Here is a 17277-nt window from a genome sequence, read left to right on the forward strand (position 1 = left end):
CATTAACTAAAAATATAGTTTATGATAAAAATTAAGCTAACGGAGGATGGAATATCCTTGAAAAGTATTCTGAAGAATGAGAATTAAAGTAACTTGAATCAGGAATTTCAGAAAGTGATTCTGAGTTCAAATGGCAGGAGAAGGAAAGAATATCATGAGAAATAAAAACATCTAATCCTGCAATCTTTATTGTTTGGGAGCTATTGGATTGTTTTTCTGTTTTTGCAAGTTCTTTTTCCACGTAGCATTTTCCCTTACACGTTGATTGTGGTACATTCCTGTTCTCACAAAGGTTTTTCACAATATAATCATAGTTCACAGCATAGTTTACCAATGGCAAAACGGGACGTATTGCAACAGTAAAAATGATGAATATGGAAATGAATAACCTCAACGATTCTGTTCTCTGTTACAAATATACTACTTCAAAACTGTTTTATGCATGATTTATGATGAATGTCATTAGGGTTGCTTACTGTTACCCACAAAAATTACAAAACTGTGGCTGTTACCAGTATTATTTTATCCCGAACTTTGATTGAAAATTGAGATCTAAGTGAAAAATTTAGTTCTTTATATCAAATTTAATCTTGTTGATAAAAGCTTTGCTGATGTTTTTGGCAGAGCTTTTTATTTGTTGGAATTCGCAAAGGCGCAAAAATGCTTTTGAATACTTACTGTTTGAAGGCGCAAGGATTTTATCTTCGATAAAATTTAATAAAGCTAATAATGAGACTGATAATTAATAAGTAACCTTGCTGAAAATCTTTGATTTTCTTGCGTCCTAAAAAGCAGTACAATTTTTATTTCCTTTGCGCCTTTGCGTTTTACAACAAAAAATCTGTTTAAAATTAAATTTTGAGGTGCGTTCGATGTTGGAAACGCAAAGACGCAATTTTTTTATAGATACCGTATATTAAAGGCACAGGGATTTTATCTGCGATAAAATTGTATGATGGGTTTATTTTCTCTCGCGGATGAGGATGATTAAGCAGATTTATTGATAGGATAAAGCTTGTTTTGCTGGGACTCCTACGAAATGACTGGCATGATGTATATTTTTTTAAAACAAAAGCTCCACTGAAATTCAGCAGAGCTTTTATTGAATATAATTTAGTTGTGTTTATTATTTGCTTCTTAAAATTTCATTCTCTGAATTCTTACTGCATTTAAAATAGCCAGCAACGCTACTCCTACATCCGCAAAAACAGCTTCCCACATCGTTGCCAGACCGCCTGCACCAAGGACTAACACTACTGCTTTTACAGCAAAGGCGAGAATAATATTCTGCCAAACGATCTTTTTCGTTTGTTTTCCGATATTGATGGCCATTGGGATTTTGCTAGGTTTGTCATCCTGAATCACAACATCAGCCGTTTCAATGGTAGCATCACTTCCTAAACCTCCCATTGCAATGCCTACATCACTTAAAGCAACTACTGGCGCATCATTCACTCCGTCTCCTACGAAGGCTACCGTTTGGTTTTTGGCTTTGATTTCTTTAACCTTATTTACTTTATCTTCCGGCAGCAGGTCTCCGAATGCATTGTCTATTCCCAACTGATCTGCTACATACTTCACAACGGTACTTTTATCACCACTTAACATGGTGGCTTTTACATTCATTTTGTGAAGATTGTTTACCGTTTCTTTGGCATCTTCTTTTATGCTGTCTGCGATCGTGATGTATCCTGCAAACTTTTTATCATATGCCACCGCGATTACAGTATACACAATATTGGCGTGGTTGATATCATAACTGATATTGAATTTATCCATCAGTTTAAAGTTCCCTACCAGAAGTTCTTTGCCGTTAACGGTTGCTTTCAGTCCGTGGCCTGCAATTTCTTCTACATTTTCTAACGGAATAGCATGATTGATATTTCCTACATAATTATGAATGGCCGTTGCTACCGGGTGGGTACTTTTGCTTTCCAGAATATTGACCATCTGAAGGATTTCATTTTTATCGAATTCAGAGCTGAAAGTTACTTCCTGTACTTTGAATACGCCTTCTGTCATGGTTCCTGTTTTGTCCATCACTACATTCTGAATCTCCGCGATGCTGTCAAGGAAATTACTTCCTTTGAATAAAATTCCGTTTCGGCTTGCTGCACCAATTCCTCCGAAATATCCTAATGGGATTGAGATAACCAAGGCACAAGGGCAAGAAATCACAAGGAATATCAATGCTCTGTACAACCAGTCTCTGAACTGATAGTCATCTACAAAGAAATAAGGCAGCAAACAGATTCCTATGGCAAGAAATACAACGATAGGGGTATATACTTTCGCAAATTTTCTGATGAATAGTTCTGTAGGGGCTTTTTGAGCTGTAGCATTCTGAACAAGCTCCAGAATTTTACTCAGTTTACTGTCTTCATAAGCAGTCGTTACTTTTACCAAAGCGATACTGTTCATGTTGATCATCCCTGCAAGAACGACTTCTCCTTTATTTTTGGTATCCGGCTTACTTTCCCCCGTTAAGGCTGCTGTATTGAATGAAGCTGAATCTGAAAGCAGTTCGCCATCCAATGCCAGTTTCTCACCAGGCTTCAACTGAATAATATTTCCTATTTTAGTTTCTTTTGCCTTTACCGTTTGGGGCTGATTATTTTCCATAATCGTTACCTCATCGGGACGCTGATCCAATAAAGCTTTTATGTTTCCTTTCGCTCTGGTAACAGCCATAGACTGGAATACCTCTCCTACCGCATAAAAAAGCATTACTGCGACTCCTTCAGGATATTCTCCGATGGCAAAAGCTCCAATAGTAGCAATACTCATCAAAAAGAATTCTGAAAACACATCTCCTTTAATGATACTTTTATAGGCATCCTTTAACACCGGGAATCCTACAGGAATATAGGCTGCCAGGAACCATACTAAACGTACCCAGCCTGTAAACCATGCGGGTTTTATATAATTATCAAAAGCGATTCCCAATAACAGAATCAAAAAAGATATAATGGCAGGAAGAAACATCTGAAAGACCGTCTGATCTCCGGAGTCGTGAGAGTGGTCATGGCCGTCATGGTCATGCCCATCTCCTTCTGCGTGATTATGTTTGTGTCCTTTTGTATCTGGTTTTTCCGGGGTTGTACTACAGCATTTTTCCATAACTAATATTTTTATACAAATGTAAAGGTGAGACTGATGCAATGCTATTGCAAACTTTCAAGACAGTTTTCGCATATTCCTTTGGCAAACAGTCGTATTTCATCAATCCTGAAATTGGTCTGTATGTTTTCAGGGAAGGAAATATCTTCTTTGCAGGTGGTTTGTTTGCATATTTTACAGTAGAAATGCAAGTGCCAGTCTTTATGTGTTTTTTCGTCACAGTCGTCTTCACATAGTTTATATTTTGTGGTTGTATTTTCCTGAATGCTGTGAACAATTCCTTTTTCTTCAAAAGTTTTTAATGTTCTGTAGATGGTTATTCTGTCAGCATTTTCAAAATGATTTTCTATTTCAGAAAGGGATAAGGCCGCTTCCTGAGAGCTTAAAAAATCATAGACCAAAATCCTCATACTCGTAGGCTTGGTATTTTTATCAATGAGCTTATGTTCTATATCTTTTTTCATTGTTTAAAATTTTACAGATGGACTTCATTTTCTTCATAACCTTCGTCTTCTATCTGAAAAGTGGTATGACTGATCTTAAAGTTATTCACCGTAGTATCTGTCAATGTTTTTAATAATTGATTCTGAGAATATCCGCTATCTTTTACCACATGGGCACTCATCGCATTGACACTTGATGTAAGCGACCACACGTGCAGATCATGAACATCTTTCACTCCGGGAGTTTTCTCCAATGATTGACGAAGCTCATGAATATCCACATCTTTAGGAGTTCCTTCCAATAAAACATTAATTGCTTCTTTCAGCAATTTCCATGTTCTTGGGAAGATTAATAGCCCAATTGCTGCTGAGATCAACGGATCGGCGTAATACCAGCCTGTTGTCAGCATAATCACTCCTGCAATCATTACTCCTACAGAAGTAAGCATGTCTGAAAGTACTTCAAAATAGGCGCCTTTCATATTCAGGCTGCTTCCTGAGTCTTTTCTTAGAATCATCATTCCGACAATGTTGACGATCAATCCGATTCCGGCTACAATAAGCATCGATTTGCTTTGCACTTCCGGCGGATCCTGAAACCGCTTATACGCTTCAAACAAAACATAGATCGAAATTCCCAATAAAACAACAGCATTGATGACTGCCGCCAGTATTTCTGTCCGGTAATAGCCATATGTTCTGGAAGGATCTGCTTTTCTTTCTCCTATTTTGATGGCGATAAATGCCAGCAATAAGCCTACCACATCGGTCAGCATATGTGCTGCATCCGCCAGTAAAGCGAGACTATTGGTAATGATTCCTCCTATTACCTCAGCAATGAGATAGGTACCGCTAAGGCAGAGTACAATCAATAAACTCTTTTTATGTCTGCTTGCTGCCGAGACTGCTTGTGTTGGTGTTTTTTCCATATTGTGTATGGTTTAATTACATTTCATAATAAGATGTATTTTCTTTTTTGGAAGGAACATTCTGCTCACCGATCATCTGTCTGATATTGATTTCTATGGTCTGAGCCAGAGAAGTCATCGGAGTGTCTACAGGACCATTTTCAAACGGATCCTGCATGATGATGGATGTTTTTTCAATAGCAATGAAGGTAATCGGAACCAGGAAAGTAATTGCAATTTCTACCACCAGCTGAGAATCATCAAGCCCAAAAGGAAGGATAGCCGCAAAAACATAGATCAAAATATGAACTAAAACACTGTAGGAGCGGGGGAAAACTGTATTCTTCAGTCTTTCACATTTTCCCATACTGTCGCAGAGTCTTGTGATGATGTCATTCAGCTGCATCTGCTGAAAATCGGTCAATCCTTTGGAAGCTGCAATTTCTTTAAGCTGTCTGGAGTGTTCGTCCAGAATCGCGTTGGGAATATTTGTTCCTTTGATCTGATGTTTATCCAGATATTGCTGAACTTTTCCTGAAAACGGCAATTTCCTCAGAGATTCTCCAAGTGCATACGTCCAGATGATCTGTCTTTCGGCAAAATCTTTTATTGCTTTTTCATCTCCTGCGAGCATAAACTGGATGATCAGTCTCACAAAAGTTCGGGAATCATTCACAATAGCCCCCCAAACGGTTCTTGCCTCCCACCATCTTTCGTAAGATTGGGAAGTCCTGAAAGCCAGCAGTAATGATACTGCCGTTCCCAGTAATGCAGGAATATTCAAGGGAAGCGATATTTTACGAAACCCTGGCAGCATGTCCAAAAGACCAATGGCTACAGCAAATATTCCGATAAACAGAATTTGGGATTTTATTTCACGGATGAAATACCAGACTGATATTTTTTTGTTTAATAACATAATCGGGTTATTTATTAAAATTCGGTGAGATGATCTTTACTCTTTTCCAGCCTAACACAATTCCGTAAACAGTTCTAATTTAAGGATAAAAATTGACTTTTACTGGTTCCGGCTGCTTTCATTAATGTTCGTGTTCTCCTGAATTCACCAGTTTAGCATTCACAAAAAAGGCTCCTTTCACTACAATTTTTGCACTGTCAGGAATATTTCCTACCGATGTTATGGCTGTATATCCCATGTCGGATGTTCCTTTCACCACTTCTATTTTTTCAAAGTTTAAGGTTTTCGGATGAGGCTTTCCTTTTTCGTCATGTTCTTCCTCCTGTTTTTTGTCAGTCTGGATAAAAACATAATATTTTCCGTCTGCTTCTACAATAGCTTCCGTAGGAACTGCGGGAGTTGTACTTTTATCAAGGCTTACAATTCCGGTGATATTCATTCCGTCAATCAGACCGGATTTGTTTCCGATCACTTCACAGTGCATAGAGATGGTTTTACTTTCGTTTTCAAAAGAAGATCCTATGCTGTAAATTCTTGCATCGTATTCCGTTTCCGGATTGTTGGTCAGCTTAAAGTGAACAATCTGCCCTACTCTCATTTTCGGAAGATCTTTTTCAAACACCTGAAGATCGAGATGAATAGAACCATTATCTATCACTGTTGCAACGGGAGAAGAAATATCTACATAGCTTCCAATCTGAGCGGTAATACTGCTGATCGTCCCGCTGATAGGTGCTGTAATCACCAAACCGGATTTCATATTCCCATTGCTTACTTTTCCGGGGCTTATACCCATCATCTGAAGCTGTTTCAACAGAGAGGCTCTTTTTGTTCTTAAGGTTTTCAGCTCAGCATCGGCACTCTGAAGGTTTTTCTTGGCTCCTGCATCATTATCAAAAAGCTCTCTTTGTCTTCTGTACTCCTGTTCTGCGTAGGTTATTCTACTGTTTGTGGTCAGATAGTCTTCCTGAAGCTGTATATATTCCGGGTTGGCAATAGTGGCAATCACCTGTCCTTTTTTCACAATACTTCCTACCTGGATATTGATGGTTTTAATAATTCCTCCATACAGAGAAGTGATGGTCGCTTTATTACTGTTGGGTACACTCAGCAGACCATTGGCTTTGATGGTAGATGTCAACTCCTTCATTTCTACCGTTCCCAAAGCTACTCCTACAGACTTCATCTGATCTTCTGTGAGAGAAGCAATAGTTGCCGGAGCTTCTTCATGAGCAGCTTCTTTCTGCTCTGTTTTTTCAGGGGCTTTTTCTTCTGTAGCTTCTTTTTTCCCACAACTTGTTATCAATAATGAGATCAGGATAAGGGGGATGATATTATATTTGAGTTTCATATGCGAATATGTATTTTTTCTTATGCTATCTGCTATCGTCTTTATTTGTCTGGCAGAAAATTGTATTAATAGCGATTTCATATTATTTATTAATGATTGAATTAATGGTAACGACAGATTGGTTCACCTGCTGGATTGATTCCAGGTATTTTAGTTGAATATTGGTTGCCGTCTGCAGTGCAAAAAGATATTCTACATACGAGATCTCTCCTGTTTTATATCCTAATTGAGCTGCTTTAACAATTTTCTCGGCGTTCGGCAATGCCTGGCTTGTGTAATATTCGTACTGCTGGATATCCTGCTGATATTGGCTGAAAACATTTTCCAGCTGTGCTGAAAGCTGTTTCTGCTGCATTTTTGCATTGGTTTCTGCTACCTGCCTGTCATATTCCAATGCCTGGATTCTTGCTTTTGTAGCCCCAAATGTCAAAGGAATAGCCACTCCTACGGTTGCTGACTGAAAACGTTTCCCTGAATCATAAAAATTCTCCTGACCGTTGATAGTATGAAGACCTATCAAGGACTGATTGGTATATTTTAAACTGAAATCTGGCAATCCAAGGGATTTTTCTACCTTTTTGTTTTTTTCAGCAATTTCCATTTCCTGATAAAAGGCTCTTACCGATGGGTTGTTGGCTACCACAGCACTGTCGAGTACATTTTCAGCCTTTAAAGGGCTATAATCTTTATTGAACGGAACTTCAAAATCTTCTGAAGTGTTCATAAGGGTCTTTAAGTTTTTATAAGCATTATTCAGATAGACTTCATTTTGTCTGAGCAAAAGATCAATTTCTCCTTTCTGAGTTTCCGCTGTACTGATTTCAATCTTTTTGATATCACCCGCTTTGAATCTTACGCTTGCAATTCTGATAAATTCCTCATAATACTTATCCAGACTTGTCAGCTGAGCTTTATTATATTGGAGATATTCAATCTGATAATAATAAGTACGGACTTGTTTTATCAGTTCGTTGGACGTAATTTCTTTATCAATCTTTTTGCTTTTAATATTCTCATTGATTAAGTCTTTCCTGGCCTTAAACAGTGTTGGAAAAGGAATACTCTGTGAGATGGCAAACGACTGGTCAAATTTCGGACTGTTGTACTGTCCAAGCTGTGCTTCAAAGCCTAGTTTAGGAAGCTCTTTTGCTGTTGGTCTCAATGCTTCAGCAGATTTTATACTTAAGTCTTTTGACTGCAGGGTTAGATTATTATTCACCGCCTGTTCTACTGCCTGTTCTACAGAAATAGGTCTGGACTGTGCTTTAAAAGTCTGTCCCAGCATCATAAATCCTAAAACAAGAACTGCAGTAAATGTTCCCGCCTTATTATTTTTTCTTTTCAAAATCTTTGTGTTAAAAATGATATACAGCATCGGCAGAACGAATAAGGTAAGGAATGTAGCCGTCACCAGCCCACCAATTACTACCGTTGCCAGAGGTTTCTGTACTTCTGCTCCTGCACCAGTGGAAATCGCCATTGGTAAAAATCCTAATGAGGCTACTGTAGCGGTCATTAATACCGGTCTCAATCTGGTTTTTGTTCCTTCAAATACTCTTTTCAGAATATCTGTTTCACCCTCTTTTTCCAGCTGGTTGAATGTTCCTATCAGGACTATTCCGTTAAGCACTGCTACTCCGAAGAGTGCAATAAACCCAATTCCGGCGCTGATACTGAAAGGCATATCTCTTATTATAAGTGCGAATACACCACCAATGGCACTCATAGGAATTGCTGTAAAAATTAATCCAGCCTGTTTGAATGAGCGGAAAGTAAAATACAACAGCATAAAAATAAGAAGCAGCGATACCGGAACAGCGATCATCAGACGTTTGCTAGCTTCTTGAAGGTTTTCAAACTGTCCTCCATAGGTAAAGTAATATCCGGAAGGAAGTTTCACTTTATTCAGTTTTGCCTGAATATCTTTTACTACGCTTTCCACATCACGATCTTTTACGTTGAATCCGATTACAATTCTACGTTTACCCTGTTCACGACTGATCTGAGCAGGTCCTAATTTGTAACTAATATTAGCCACCTGTGATAATGGAATCTGTGCTCCCGTACTGGAAGTGATCATCAGGTTATTCACATCTGAAATATCAGTTCTATGAAGACTGTCCAGACGGACTACCAGATCAAAACGTCTTTCATTTTCAAAAACCTGTCCTGCCGATTTCCCTGCAAAGGCTGTACTTACCGCATTATTGACGTCTTCGATATTTAATCCATAATTGGCAATTCTTGTTCTGTCGTATTGTACATTGATCTGCGGAAGACCACTCACTCTTTCAATCTGAGGGGCAGTGGCTCCGTCAACGGTTTGAATGATTTTCCCAACTTTATCTGCGTACACCGCCAGAGAATCCAGATTTTCCCCAAAGATCTTTACGGCAACATCCTGTCTGATCCCTGTCATCAGTTCATTGAAACGCATCTGAATAGGCTGGTTTTTCTCAAAGAATACGCCCGGAATGGTTTCCAGCTTTTCACTGATCTCATCAGCAAGTTCGTCATAGGATTTTTTTGTTTTCCACTCACTTTGCGGCTTTAAAACCACAATCATATCGGTAGCTTCAGGTGGCATCGGATCTGTAGGAACCTCAGCGGAACCGGTTTTGCCAACCACCATTTTCACCTCATCAAATTGTTTGATAATTCTTGATGCCTGCATGGAGGTTTCTATACTCTGGCTAAGCGAGCTTCCCTGTGGTAAAATACAGTGGAATGCATAATCTCCTTCCTGTAACTGCGGAATAAATTCACCACCCATATTTTTAAAAATGAAAGCTGAAATAAGAAAAACCACAGCAGTAGCTGAAACAATAATATATTTTATTTTAATGGCTTTATGTAATAATGGCTGATAGACCTTTTGCAGGCGGTTCATCATTTTATCGGAGAAGGTTTCTTTATGGGATATTTTCTTTGATAAAAACAGGGCGCTCATCATTGGAATATAGGTCAAAGACAAAATCAATGCTCCCAAAATAGCAAACCCTACTGTTTTTGCCATTGGAGTAAACATTTTCCCTTCTACACCAGCCAGTGTAAGAATCGGAATATATACAATAAGGATGATAATTTCCCCGAAGGCTGCGCTGCTTCTTATTTTTGATGCAGAAAGGAATACTTCTTCATCCATTTCAGATTGCGTCAATGCGCGGACAGATTTCCTTACGCCTAAATGATGTAATGTCGCTTCTACAATGATCACCGCACCATCCACAATTAACCCAAAATCTATGGCTCCAAGACTCATCAGGTTTGCACTTACCCCAAAAACATTCATCATTCCCAGAGCAAACAGTAAGGAAAGCGGAATGGCTGAAGCTACAATAAGCCCGGCTCTCAGGTTTCCCAGAAAAACGACAAGAACGAAAATAACGATCAATGCTCCTTCGATGAGGTTTTTCTGTACAGTATTGATGGCTCTGTCTACAAGATCTGTTCTGTCCAGAAATGGTTCTATAATAACATCATTGGGAAGAGACTTCTGAATGGTAGGAATTTTCGCTTTGATGTTGTTTACAACTTCATTACTATTGGCTCCTTTTAACATCATGACTACTCCACCTACGGCATCCACTTTACCATCATATGTCAATGCTCCATAACGAACAGCACTTCCCAGACGAACATTGGCAACATCCTTTATAAAGATGGGAACGCTGCCTGTTTCATTTTTAACAGCAATATTTTTAATGTCTTCCAAAGAAGTTACCAGTCCTATTCCTCTGATAAAATAAGCGTTGGGTTTTTTATCGATATAGGCTCCTCCTGTATTTTGATTGTTTTTTTCAAGAGCTGTAAATATTTCGGTAATGCTCGTTCCCATTGCTTTTAGCCGATTGGGATCGATGGCAACTTCGTACTGTTTTAATTCTCCTCCAAAACTGTTGATCTCCGCAACTCCCGGAGTTCCGTTCAACTGTCTTCGAACGATCCAGTCCTGCATGGTGCGCAGTTCTTTAGCATCGTATTTCTTTTCGCTTCCTTTTTTAGGGTGAAGAATATACTGGTATACTTCTCCAAGTCCTGTACTGACAGGAGCCAGCTCCGGAGTTCCTACTCCTTTTGGAATTTCTTCCACAGCATTTTTCAGCTGTTCATTAATGAGCTGTCTCGCAAAGTAGACATCTACATTTTCTTTGAACACGACTGTAATCACAGAGAGACCAAATCTTGAAATACTTCTTGTTTCCTGAATGTCTGGAACATTGGCAATGCTCTGTTCAATGGGAAAGGTAACCAGCTGTTCCACTTCCTGCCCCGCCAAAGTAGGACATACGGTAATGATCTGCACCTGATTATTGGTGATATCCGGTACAGCATCTATAGGTAATCTGGTAGCACTCCACGTTCCCCAGATGATCAGCACCAGAGTCATCAAACCAATGATCACCTTATTTTTGATACTGAATTTTATGATTTTATCTAACACGATTTATATTTAAATTTTTATTGAAAATGAATGCACACAGCTTAAAATACTGCAGCAAAAATATCCTGAAAACCTCTGCAATGGTATTGCAAAGTTTCAAGCACAGTTAAGCATTAGAAAGTTTAACTTTCTAAAAGTCAATAAAATTAAATTTTAGGAGGCTGCCAGATAGGATCGTAAATCTGGTAAGCAAAGTCGTTTTTATGGAATAAGATCTTCTTCGAAAAATAAGCTGGTATCTGCTCAGGAATTTCCAACAGAGGATCCATTTTAAACGCTGAAACTGTCATCTGACAACAGCTGCATGCACAGAGCGGAGAACAGATATCTCCTTTTTCTGTAGAATGAACTCCGTGAATACTCAATGAAATCTTATTATCACCTGTATTCAATGGATGAGACGTGTCTTCACATGGCATCAATGATAGCGCCATGAAGTAAATTGCCAATATCCATCTTAAGAGGTTCATTGTTACAAAGGTAGAGATTTTTTCTAAAACGGGTGAAAGCATTAATTATTTAATGCATCACTCTCATCATCAAAACAAATAAAATATCATTCCAGCTAATATTTACTAGCTTTGTATTTCTTAAAACCATTAGATCCAATACCTCATCAATCTGAATGAATCTGTTTACATCAAAATTATTTCTCACAACCTGTCTTTGTTTCATCATATTATCCTGTGAACATCATGAAGTACTAGCCAAAGACATCTCCATTGCAACGCCAAACAGAAACCTATCAACTCTCAAAGGCACTGATATTTACAACACCCTGTTATATACAGAACCTGATACTTCAGAAACTCTCCACTTCGAGCTTACGGATAAGGACTGGGCTATTTTAAAAGAAAGTTTTGAGAAGAATCAGGTCTATCTGATCAACAATGATACAAAGATTGGAGAAAGAGCTCATTCTATCTATCAGCCAAATAAGATTAAAATAAAAACCAACAAAAGGTTCTTATCCGTAGAATACCGATACTTCCTTGGTGAAAGTGAAAAATTTGATAGTTTAAAAAGTGAAAAATTTAAAAAATTCATGAAGACTTTTGATTCTTTGGTATATTACCGATCAGAAAAAAGAAATTAATTAATCTGTAAGGAATTCATGAGAAAAATATTTAGGAAAGAATATCTTGTGATGATCAAATATATTTTATTATTATTCACACTATGCACAACTATAAGCTGTGTAACAAATAATTTCAGCAGTTACCAACCTGTTGACAATTTATCTAAAACTAAAGACTATTATGAAATTCAGGAACCAGATGGCAGAGTGAATTATATAAAAGTAGGGCTAAACACTATTTACAATATACAAAATGACTATTTTATCTACATAGTTTTTAAAAGCAAGGTTAAGAGTGTCACAAACATTCAATCTACTACTTTCGGAAAAATAGATAAGTCTAAAAGTGAAAAAGTCTACCTTAAGAAGATTAATAAAATGAAAATGGATACAATCTATGTAAGTTTATCAAACAAAGTTTTTACATTTTATTACAAGGAAAATCTTAAATAAAAAGCCACCGCAAAAGCAGTGGCTAAAAATCAATCTAATTATAAACTATGGACTGTATCTTATAAGTTCGGGTTGTTTTCAGATTCTCTCTGTGGAATACTAAATAAATAATAGTTGCTATTCGGTACAAAAGCAGATTTATCCGGGAAATCGAGAACAGAATGTCCTTTACCGTCTACGGTTTTTACGGTTCCGTCCGGTGTCGTGATCTGAACTTTTATCGGTTTACCATCTGCATCTACAAATGGTTTTCTTACCACTGTCCCCTGCGTTCTGATAATATCTGAAAGGGAGAAACCTTCTCCGAACAATTCTTTTCTTCTTTCAATAAGAACTGCAGCTATTACATTATTTTGTGCTAATGAACCATTATAAATATTGGCATTTCTTGCTGATTTCAACTGATTCAGAACGGCTACTGCCTGAGAGACATTTCCGTTTCTAGCTTCGGCTTCAGCTTCGATCAGATACATTTCTGCAGCTCTCATATAGACAATATCGGCAATAAGGGTTGGCTTAAATTTAAACTTAGCATACCTCAGCAATCCTTCTCTTCCTTTCTGTCCATCCCATGAAAACAGCTGGGATCTGATGTCATTCGTATCAAAAAGATCTTTAAAATAAGGGTCTGCCATAAAGCTGTAATAATAACTTCCTGACGAAGACACATCCAGATAATGGAATGCATAACTTGCATCAGATTGTTCCTGAGTCTGCCCATGCCCCCAGATCCATTCTGCATTATTGATATCATTAAAACCATCTTTATATTTTTCCGGCGCCATCAGAGGAAAACCTTCTCTGGCAATTTTTGCAGAAGCTGATGCTTTGCTCCATTCACCGGTATTCAGATAGGTTCTTGCTAAAAGCCCGTTCACTACAGAACGGTTGATCTTATCCTTATTATTTCTTGTATAACTTTTCAACAGGTTATCAGCATCCGTAAGATCACTTTTTATCAAAGTATAAATTTCTTCAAGGCTTGCTCTTTTCTTTCCTACTGTACTTGTCGTAGAAGGTTCAGTATAAATAGGAGCCGTTAAAGCTGTTTTGTCTTTAAGATAACTGAACTGGTAAAAACTCGCCAGGTTCAGATAACAGAAAGCACGTAATGCCTTTGCCTGTCCTTTCACCTGATTCTTTTTCTCCTGGCTGCCTTCAGTCCCATCTATTCTTGTAATAACATTGTTCATATTATTGATGGTAGAATACAGCATTGTCCAGATAAACAAAGGACGGCTTGCTGTATTGTTCACCATTTCTGTGAAAGCATAAGTAGAACTAAAACCATATTTATTGGTCAATACTGCCACATCACTTCCCATCGCATCACTGGCTCTCAAAACTGTGGAGTAGCCGATATTGGCAAAGGTAGTTCCGTCATTATTAAATTTTGCCCAGGTACCATTTACTACAGTTTCAGCACTTTCTGCTGTTTTAAAAACTTCCACACTGCTAGCCTGATCAGTTGGAGCAGTATCCAAGTCATTTTCACAGCTTGTCAGCGACAAAAATCCGATGAGCACAAACGAGAGATATATTAATTTTTTCATTGTTTCAATTTTAAAAGGTTAAAGAGTGGCCTGAAGACCAAAAGTGATCGTTCTCATAGCAGGATATCTGTAATAGGTTGTCCCGTCCAATGCTTGCTCAGGATCCATCCCTTTGTGTTTATAGAAGGTCAGAAGGTTTTCTGCCTGGATATAAATTCTGAACTTTTTAAGTCCGATTTTCTCAAAATAAGATTCAGGAAGTGTGTATCCTAAGCTTACGTTTTTAAGCCTTGCATAAGTTCCTGAGTATAAAAATCTCGAAGATGTTGACGTCCAGTTATTCGTTGTCGTACTCAATCCGGGAACATCTGTATTAGGATTCTCCGGAGTCCATCTGTTCATCATTTCGGCACTCCAGGCACGTCCGCCGGCACTACCGTTATGCATGATGGAAGTATAATCGTTATCCAAAATTTTTCCGCCGATTTTAAATGTCAGCAATGCTGAAAAATCAAAATTCTTATAATTGATGCTCGTGCTGATTCCTCCAGTCAGTTTTGGCAATGCGGAACCCTGCAGCAATTTTGTGGCTTTTGAATATTCTGACGTAGTTCCTTCCACTGAGTTTCCGCTGGCATCTGTAGTAACCGTTTTCCACAATGGTTTTCCATTGCTTGGGTCTACGCCCGCCCATTCCGGAATAAAGAAATCATACACAGAACCTCCTACTGTTAATAATTTTGTTCCAACAACAAGAGAGCCTCCAGGTAATTTGGTCACTTTGTTGTTTAAAGTACTCAGATTAACATCCACATTCCATTGGAAATCCTCAGTTTTAATCGGTGTTGTGAATAGTGAAAATTCAAATCCGGTATTCTGGATCGTTCCGATATTGGCTGGATAATCACTGATTCCCAATGATGGTGCAACCGGCATATTAAACAGAAGATCCTGACTTTTTCTTTTAAAGTATTCGATATTTCCTTTAATTCTGTTATTCAGAATCGCAAATTCCAACCCTACATTTAAATTAAGGTTCGTTTCCCACTTCACATTATTGGTCGATGTTTTTTCCAGTGTGGTTCCCGGTTCTCCACCAAGGCTGATAAACCTGTACAGCTCCTGATAAGCGTAATAAAGTGGCTGTCCGTTTGGTCGAAGTAATTTATCATTCCCCTGTCCTCCGTAGCTGGCACGTAATGTCAACTGATTGAAAACATTCAGACTTTTAATAAATTCCTCATTTGAAATTTTCCATGAACCTCCTACTGACCAGAATCTCCCCCATCTGTTATCTTTTTCAAATCTTGAAGAACTATCCGCTCTTCCCGAAGCTGATAGGAAATAAGTATTGTTATAATCGTACTCTACTTTTCCAAGGAAACTCAATAAGCTTAATTTATTGCTGTTTCCACTGAAACTTCCTAACAAAGAAGCAGCATCCGGCTCATAATAGTAAGGCAATGAGAACTGGCTTCTTGTTCCTGAAATGGTCTGATAATCGTATTTATAGAATTCGTGTCCTGCCAAAACATTTACATGATGCTTCCCAAATTTCTTATCATAGGTAAGAATATTACTCGTTGTATAAGAAAGCGTTCTGGCACTGCTTTTCGTCACCGAACCTCCAATTTCAGCACCTTGTCCCAGCAATGGATTGGAATAAAAATGCCCATAATAATTGACTAAATCCACAGAAAAACTTGTCTTGAATTTCAACTCCGGTAAAAAGGTAAACTCCATGAATCCTTTCCCTGAGAAGTTATCTTCTTTATTTTCATTTTTATCCAGTGGCAGCGTTGCTGCAGCATTCTGGTTCTGAAGTGCATTCGTAGGTCTGTACTTCCCAAAATCATAAATTCTGTCTCCAGAAGCATCCAACACAAATGATCCATCAGGGTTTCTTTCATAATAAGGATAGAATGAAGGAATAAATCTTGCCGCATTGATGATATTGCTTGCTTTGGAATCTGAAGAAGTAGGCGCCTGCTGTACACTGTTTGTATAGCTTAAGTTCACTCCAACATTCAGCCATTTTTTCACTTCAGAATTGATCTTTAATCGGGTATTGTATCTTTTAAATCCTGATTCAATAGCCATTCCTTTGTCATCCAGATAGCCTAGGGAAAAGAAATAATTGCTTTTCTCACTTCCTCCACTGATATCAAGATCTACCTGATTTCTTGAAGCCACTCTCTGCAAGATGTCTCTCCAGTCGTCATTCCATAATGGGGATGCACCAGGTAATAGCTTTCCGTCTGTTCCAACTGGTTTTGCATAACCTGTTCCGTAAGGGTTGATCCCAAGTGTGGAAACAAGATTATCTGTCGCCATCTGAGCTGCCTGTTGAGAAGACACTTTGCCAGATTGGTAGCCGTTTCTCAATGCTTCCCAATATAATTGAAAATACTGATCTGTATTAACCTGTTCGTAATCTTTTACCGCTCTTCCTGAGAATCCCTGGCTGATATTAAAATTAACTTTCGCTTCTCCTTTTTTACCTGATTTTGTCGTAATAATGATAATCCCATTAGCTCCTCTTGAACCATACAATGCACTTGCTGTAGCATCTTTCAGAACACTTATAGATTCAATATCACTTGGACTGATAGAGTTCAGGTTTCCGTCAAAGGGAATCCCGTCCACTACATATAAAGGATCGCTGGAAGCACTTATGGAACCAATTCCCCTGATTCGGATGGTAGAAACAGCACCTGGCTGTCCTGACGCACTTGTCGTTTGAATCCCTGCAACCTGCCCTTCCAATGCTTTGGTAATATTGGTAACTGGTCTGTTATTAATCTTATCGCCGGAAATGGTTGCTACTGAACCTGTGTAACTGTTTCTTTTTGCCTTTCCATAAGCTACCACCACTACTTCATCAATTTCTTTTTCATGGAGGCTATCTTTTTTCGGCTTGGAATTTTGTGCATTGACATTGGTAATTCCCAGAAAAAATGCAGCAACCGGAGGTATCCAAGCTTTAGAGTTAAATAAATATTTACTAATCATAATCAATTTTGTTTATCATATATTAAAAATTTACCCTTTGCAGAAAAGACAGCAAA

The 17277-nt window shown here is 38.2% G+C and carries 11 protein-coding genes; 1 reads left to right on the forward strand and 10 read right to left on the reverse strand.

Annotated features, from left to right (window positions below; all coding sequences use genetic code 11):
• Positions 1–31: 31 nt before the first annotated feature.
• From DBR39_RS24465 to DBR39_RS08755, 8 genes are all read right to left on the reverse strand, one after another.
• Entirely contained in the window at positions 32–241 is a 210-nt protein-coding gene (locus DBR39_RS24465; protein WP_228447797.1) for a hypothetical protein, read from the reverse strand.
• 896 nt (positions 242–1137) lie between these two features.
• A complete protein-coding gene (locus tag DBR39_RS08725; RefSeq protein WP_124532285.1) occupies positions 1138–3120 on the reverse strand; it encodes a heavy metal translocating P-type ATPase in 1983 nt (660 codons plus the stop codon).
• A 44-nt stretch (positions 3121–3164) separates the two neighbouring features.
• A complete protein-coding gene (locus tag DBR39_RS08730; RefSeq protein ID WP_034691375.1) occupies positions 3165–3584 on the reverse strand; it encodes a Fur family transcriptional regulator in 420 nt (139 codons plus the stop codon).
• Positions 3585–3595: 11 nt separating this feature from the next.
• The gene (locus tag DBR39_RS08735) at positions 3596–4492 is read right to left on the reverse strand and encodes a cation diffusion facilitator family transporter (RefSeq protein WP_124532287.1); all 897 of its coding nucleotides are present in this window, start codon (positions 4490–4492) and stop codon (positions 3596–3598) included.
• Positions 4493–4508: 16 nt separating this feature from the next.
• Positions 4509–5390, reverse strand: coding sequence for a bestrophin family protein (locus DBR39_RS08740; protein ID WP_124532289.1), 882 nt, complete (start codon positions 5388–5390; stop codon positions 4509–4511).
• Between the two features lie 121 nt (positions 5391–5511).
• On the reverse strand, positions 5512–6741 hold the full coding sequence (locus tag DBR39_RS08745; protein WP_124532291.1) for an efflux RND transporter periplasmic adaptor subunit: 1230 nt from the start codon (positions 6739–6741) through the stop codon (positions 5512–5514).
• A gap of 82 nt (positions 6742–6823) precedes the next feature.
• On the reverse strand, positions 6824–11185 hold the full coding sequence (locus DBR39_RS08750) for a CusA/CzcA family heavy metal efflux RND transporter (RefSeq protein ID WP_124532293.1): 4362 nt from the start codon (positions 11183–11185) through the stop codon (positions 6824–6826).
• Between the two features lie 146 nt (positions 11186–11331).
• Positions 11332–11655: a DUF6660 family protein gene (locus tag DBR39_RS08755; protein ID WP_124532295.1), complete on the reverse strand. Its 324-nt coding sequence runs from the start codon at positions 11653–11655 to the stop codon at positions 11332–11334.
• A gap of 155 nt (positions 11656–11810) precedes the next feature.
• Between DBR39_RS08755 and DBR39_RS08760 the strand changes: the two genes are divergently transcribed.
• Positions 11811–12281, forward strand: coding sequence for a hypothetical protein (locus tag DBR39_RS08760; RefSeq protein ID WP_124532297.1), 471 nt, complete (start codon positions 11811–11813; stop codon positions 12279–12281).
• 494 nt (positions 12282–12775) lie between these two features.
• On the opposite strand, the gene DBR39_RS08765 is transcribed toward DBR39_RS08760, so the two are convergent.
• Positions 12776–14269 carry a RagB/SusD family nutrient uptake outer membrane protein gene (locus tag DBR39_RS08765; protein WP_124532299.1) on the reverse strand — a complete coding sequence of 498 codons (1494 nt, stop codon included), beginning with the start codon at positions 14267–14269 and terminating at the stop codon, positions 12776–12778.
• Positions 14270–14287: 18 nt separating this feature from the next.
• Positions 14288–17221 carry a SusC/RagA family TonB-linked outer membrane protein gene (locus DBR39_RS08770; protein WP_124532301.1) on the reverse strand — a complete coding sequence of 978 codons (2934 nt, stop codon included), beginning with the start codon at positions 17219–17221 and terminating at the stop codon, positions 14288–14290.
• Positions 17222–17277: the final 56 nt, after the last annotated feature.

The organism is Chryseobacterium sp. KBW03 (genome assembly GCF_003852415.1).
In the GTDB taxonomy this organism is placed as follows: domain Bacteria; phylum Bacteroidota; class Bacteroidia; order Flavobacteriales; family Weeksellaceae; genus Chryseobacterium; species Chryseobacterium viscerum.

Bases quoted from the DNA above. Each gene is read 5' to 3' on its own strand.
- DBR39_RS08725 (WP_124532285.1), bottom strand. From the start codon at position 3,120: ATGGAAAAATGCTGTAGTACAACCCCGGAAAAACCAGATACAAAAGGA.
- DBR39_RS08755 (WP_124532295.1), bottom strand. From the start codon at position 11,655: ATGAACCTCTTAAGATGGATATTGGCAATTTACTTCATGGCGCTATCA.
- DBR39_RS08740 (WP_124532289.1), bottom strand. From the start codon at position 5,390: ATGTTATTAAACAAAAAAATATCAGTCTGGTATTTCATCCGTGAAATA.
- DBR39_RS08745 (WP_124532291.1), bottom strand. From the start codon at position 6,741: ATGAAACTCAAATATAATATCATCCCCCTTATCCTGATCTCATTATTG.
- DBR39_RS08770 (WP_124532301.1), bottom strand. From the start codon at position 17,221: ATGATTAGTAAATATTTATTTAACTCTAAAGCTTGGATACCTCCGGTT.
- DBR39_RS08760 (WP_124532297.1), top strand. From the start codon at position 11,811: ATGAATCTGTTTACATCAAAATTATTTCTCACAACCTGTCTTTGTTTC.
- DBR39_RS08765 (WP_124532299.1), bottom strand. From the start codon at position 14,269: ATGAAAAAATTAATATATCTCTCGTTTGTGCTCATCGGATTTTTGTCG.
- DBR39_RS08735 (WP_124532287.1), bottom strand. From the start codon at position 4,492: ATGGAAAAAACACCAACACAAGCAGTCTCGGCAGCAAGCAGACATAAA.
- DBR39_RS08730 (WP_034691375.1), bottom strand. From the start codon at position 3,584: ATGAAAAAAGATATAGAACATAAGCTCATTGATAAAAATACCAAGCCT.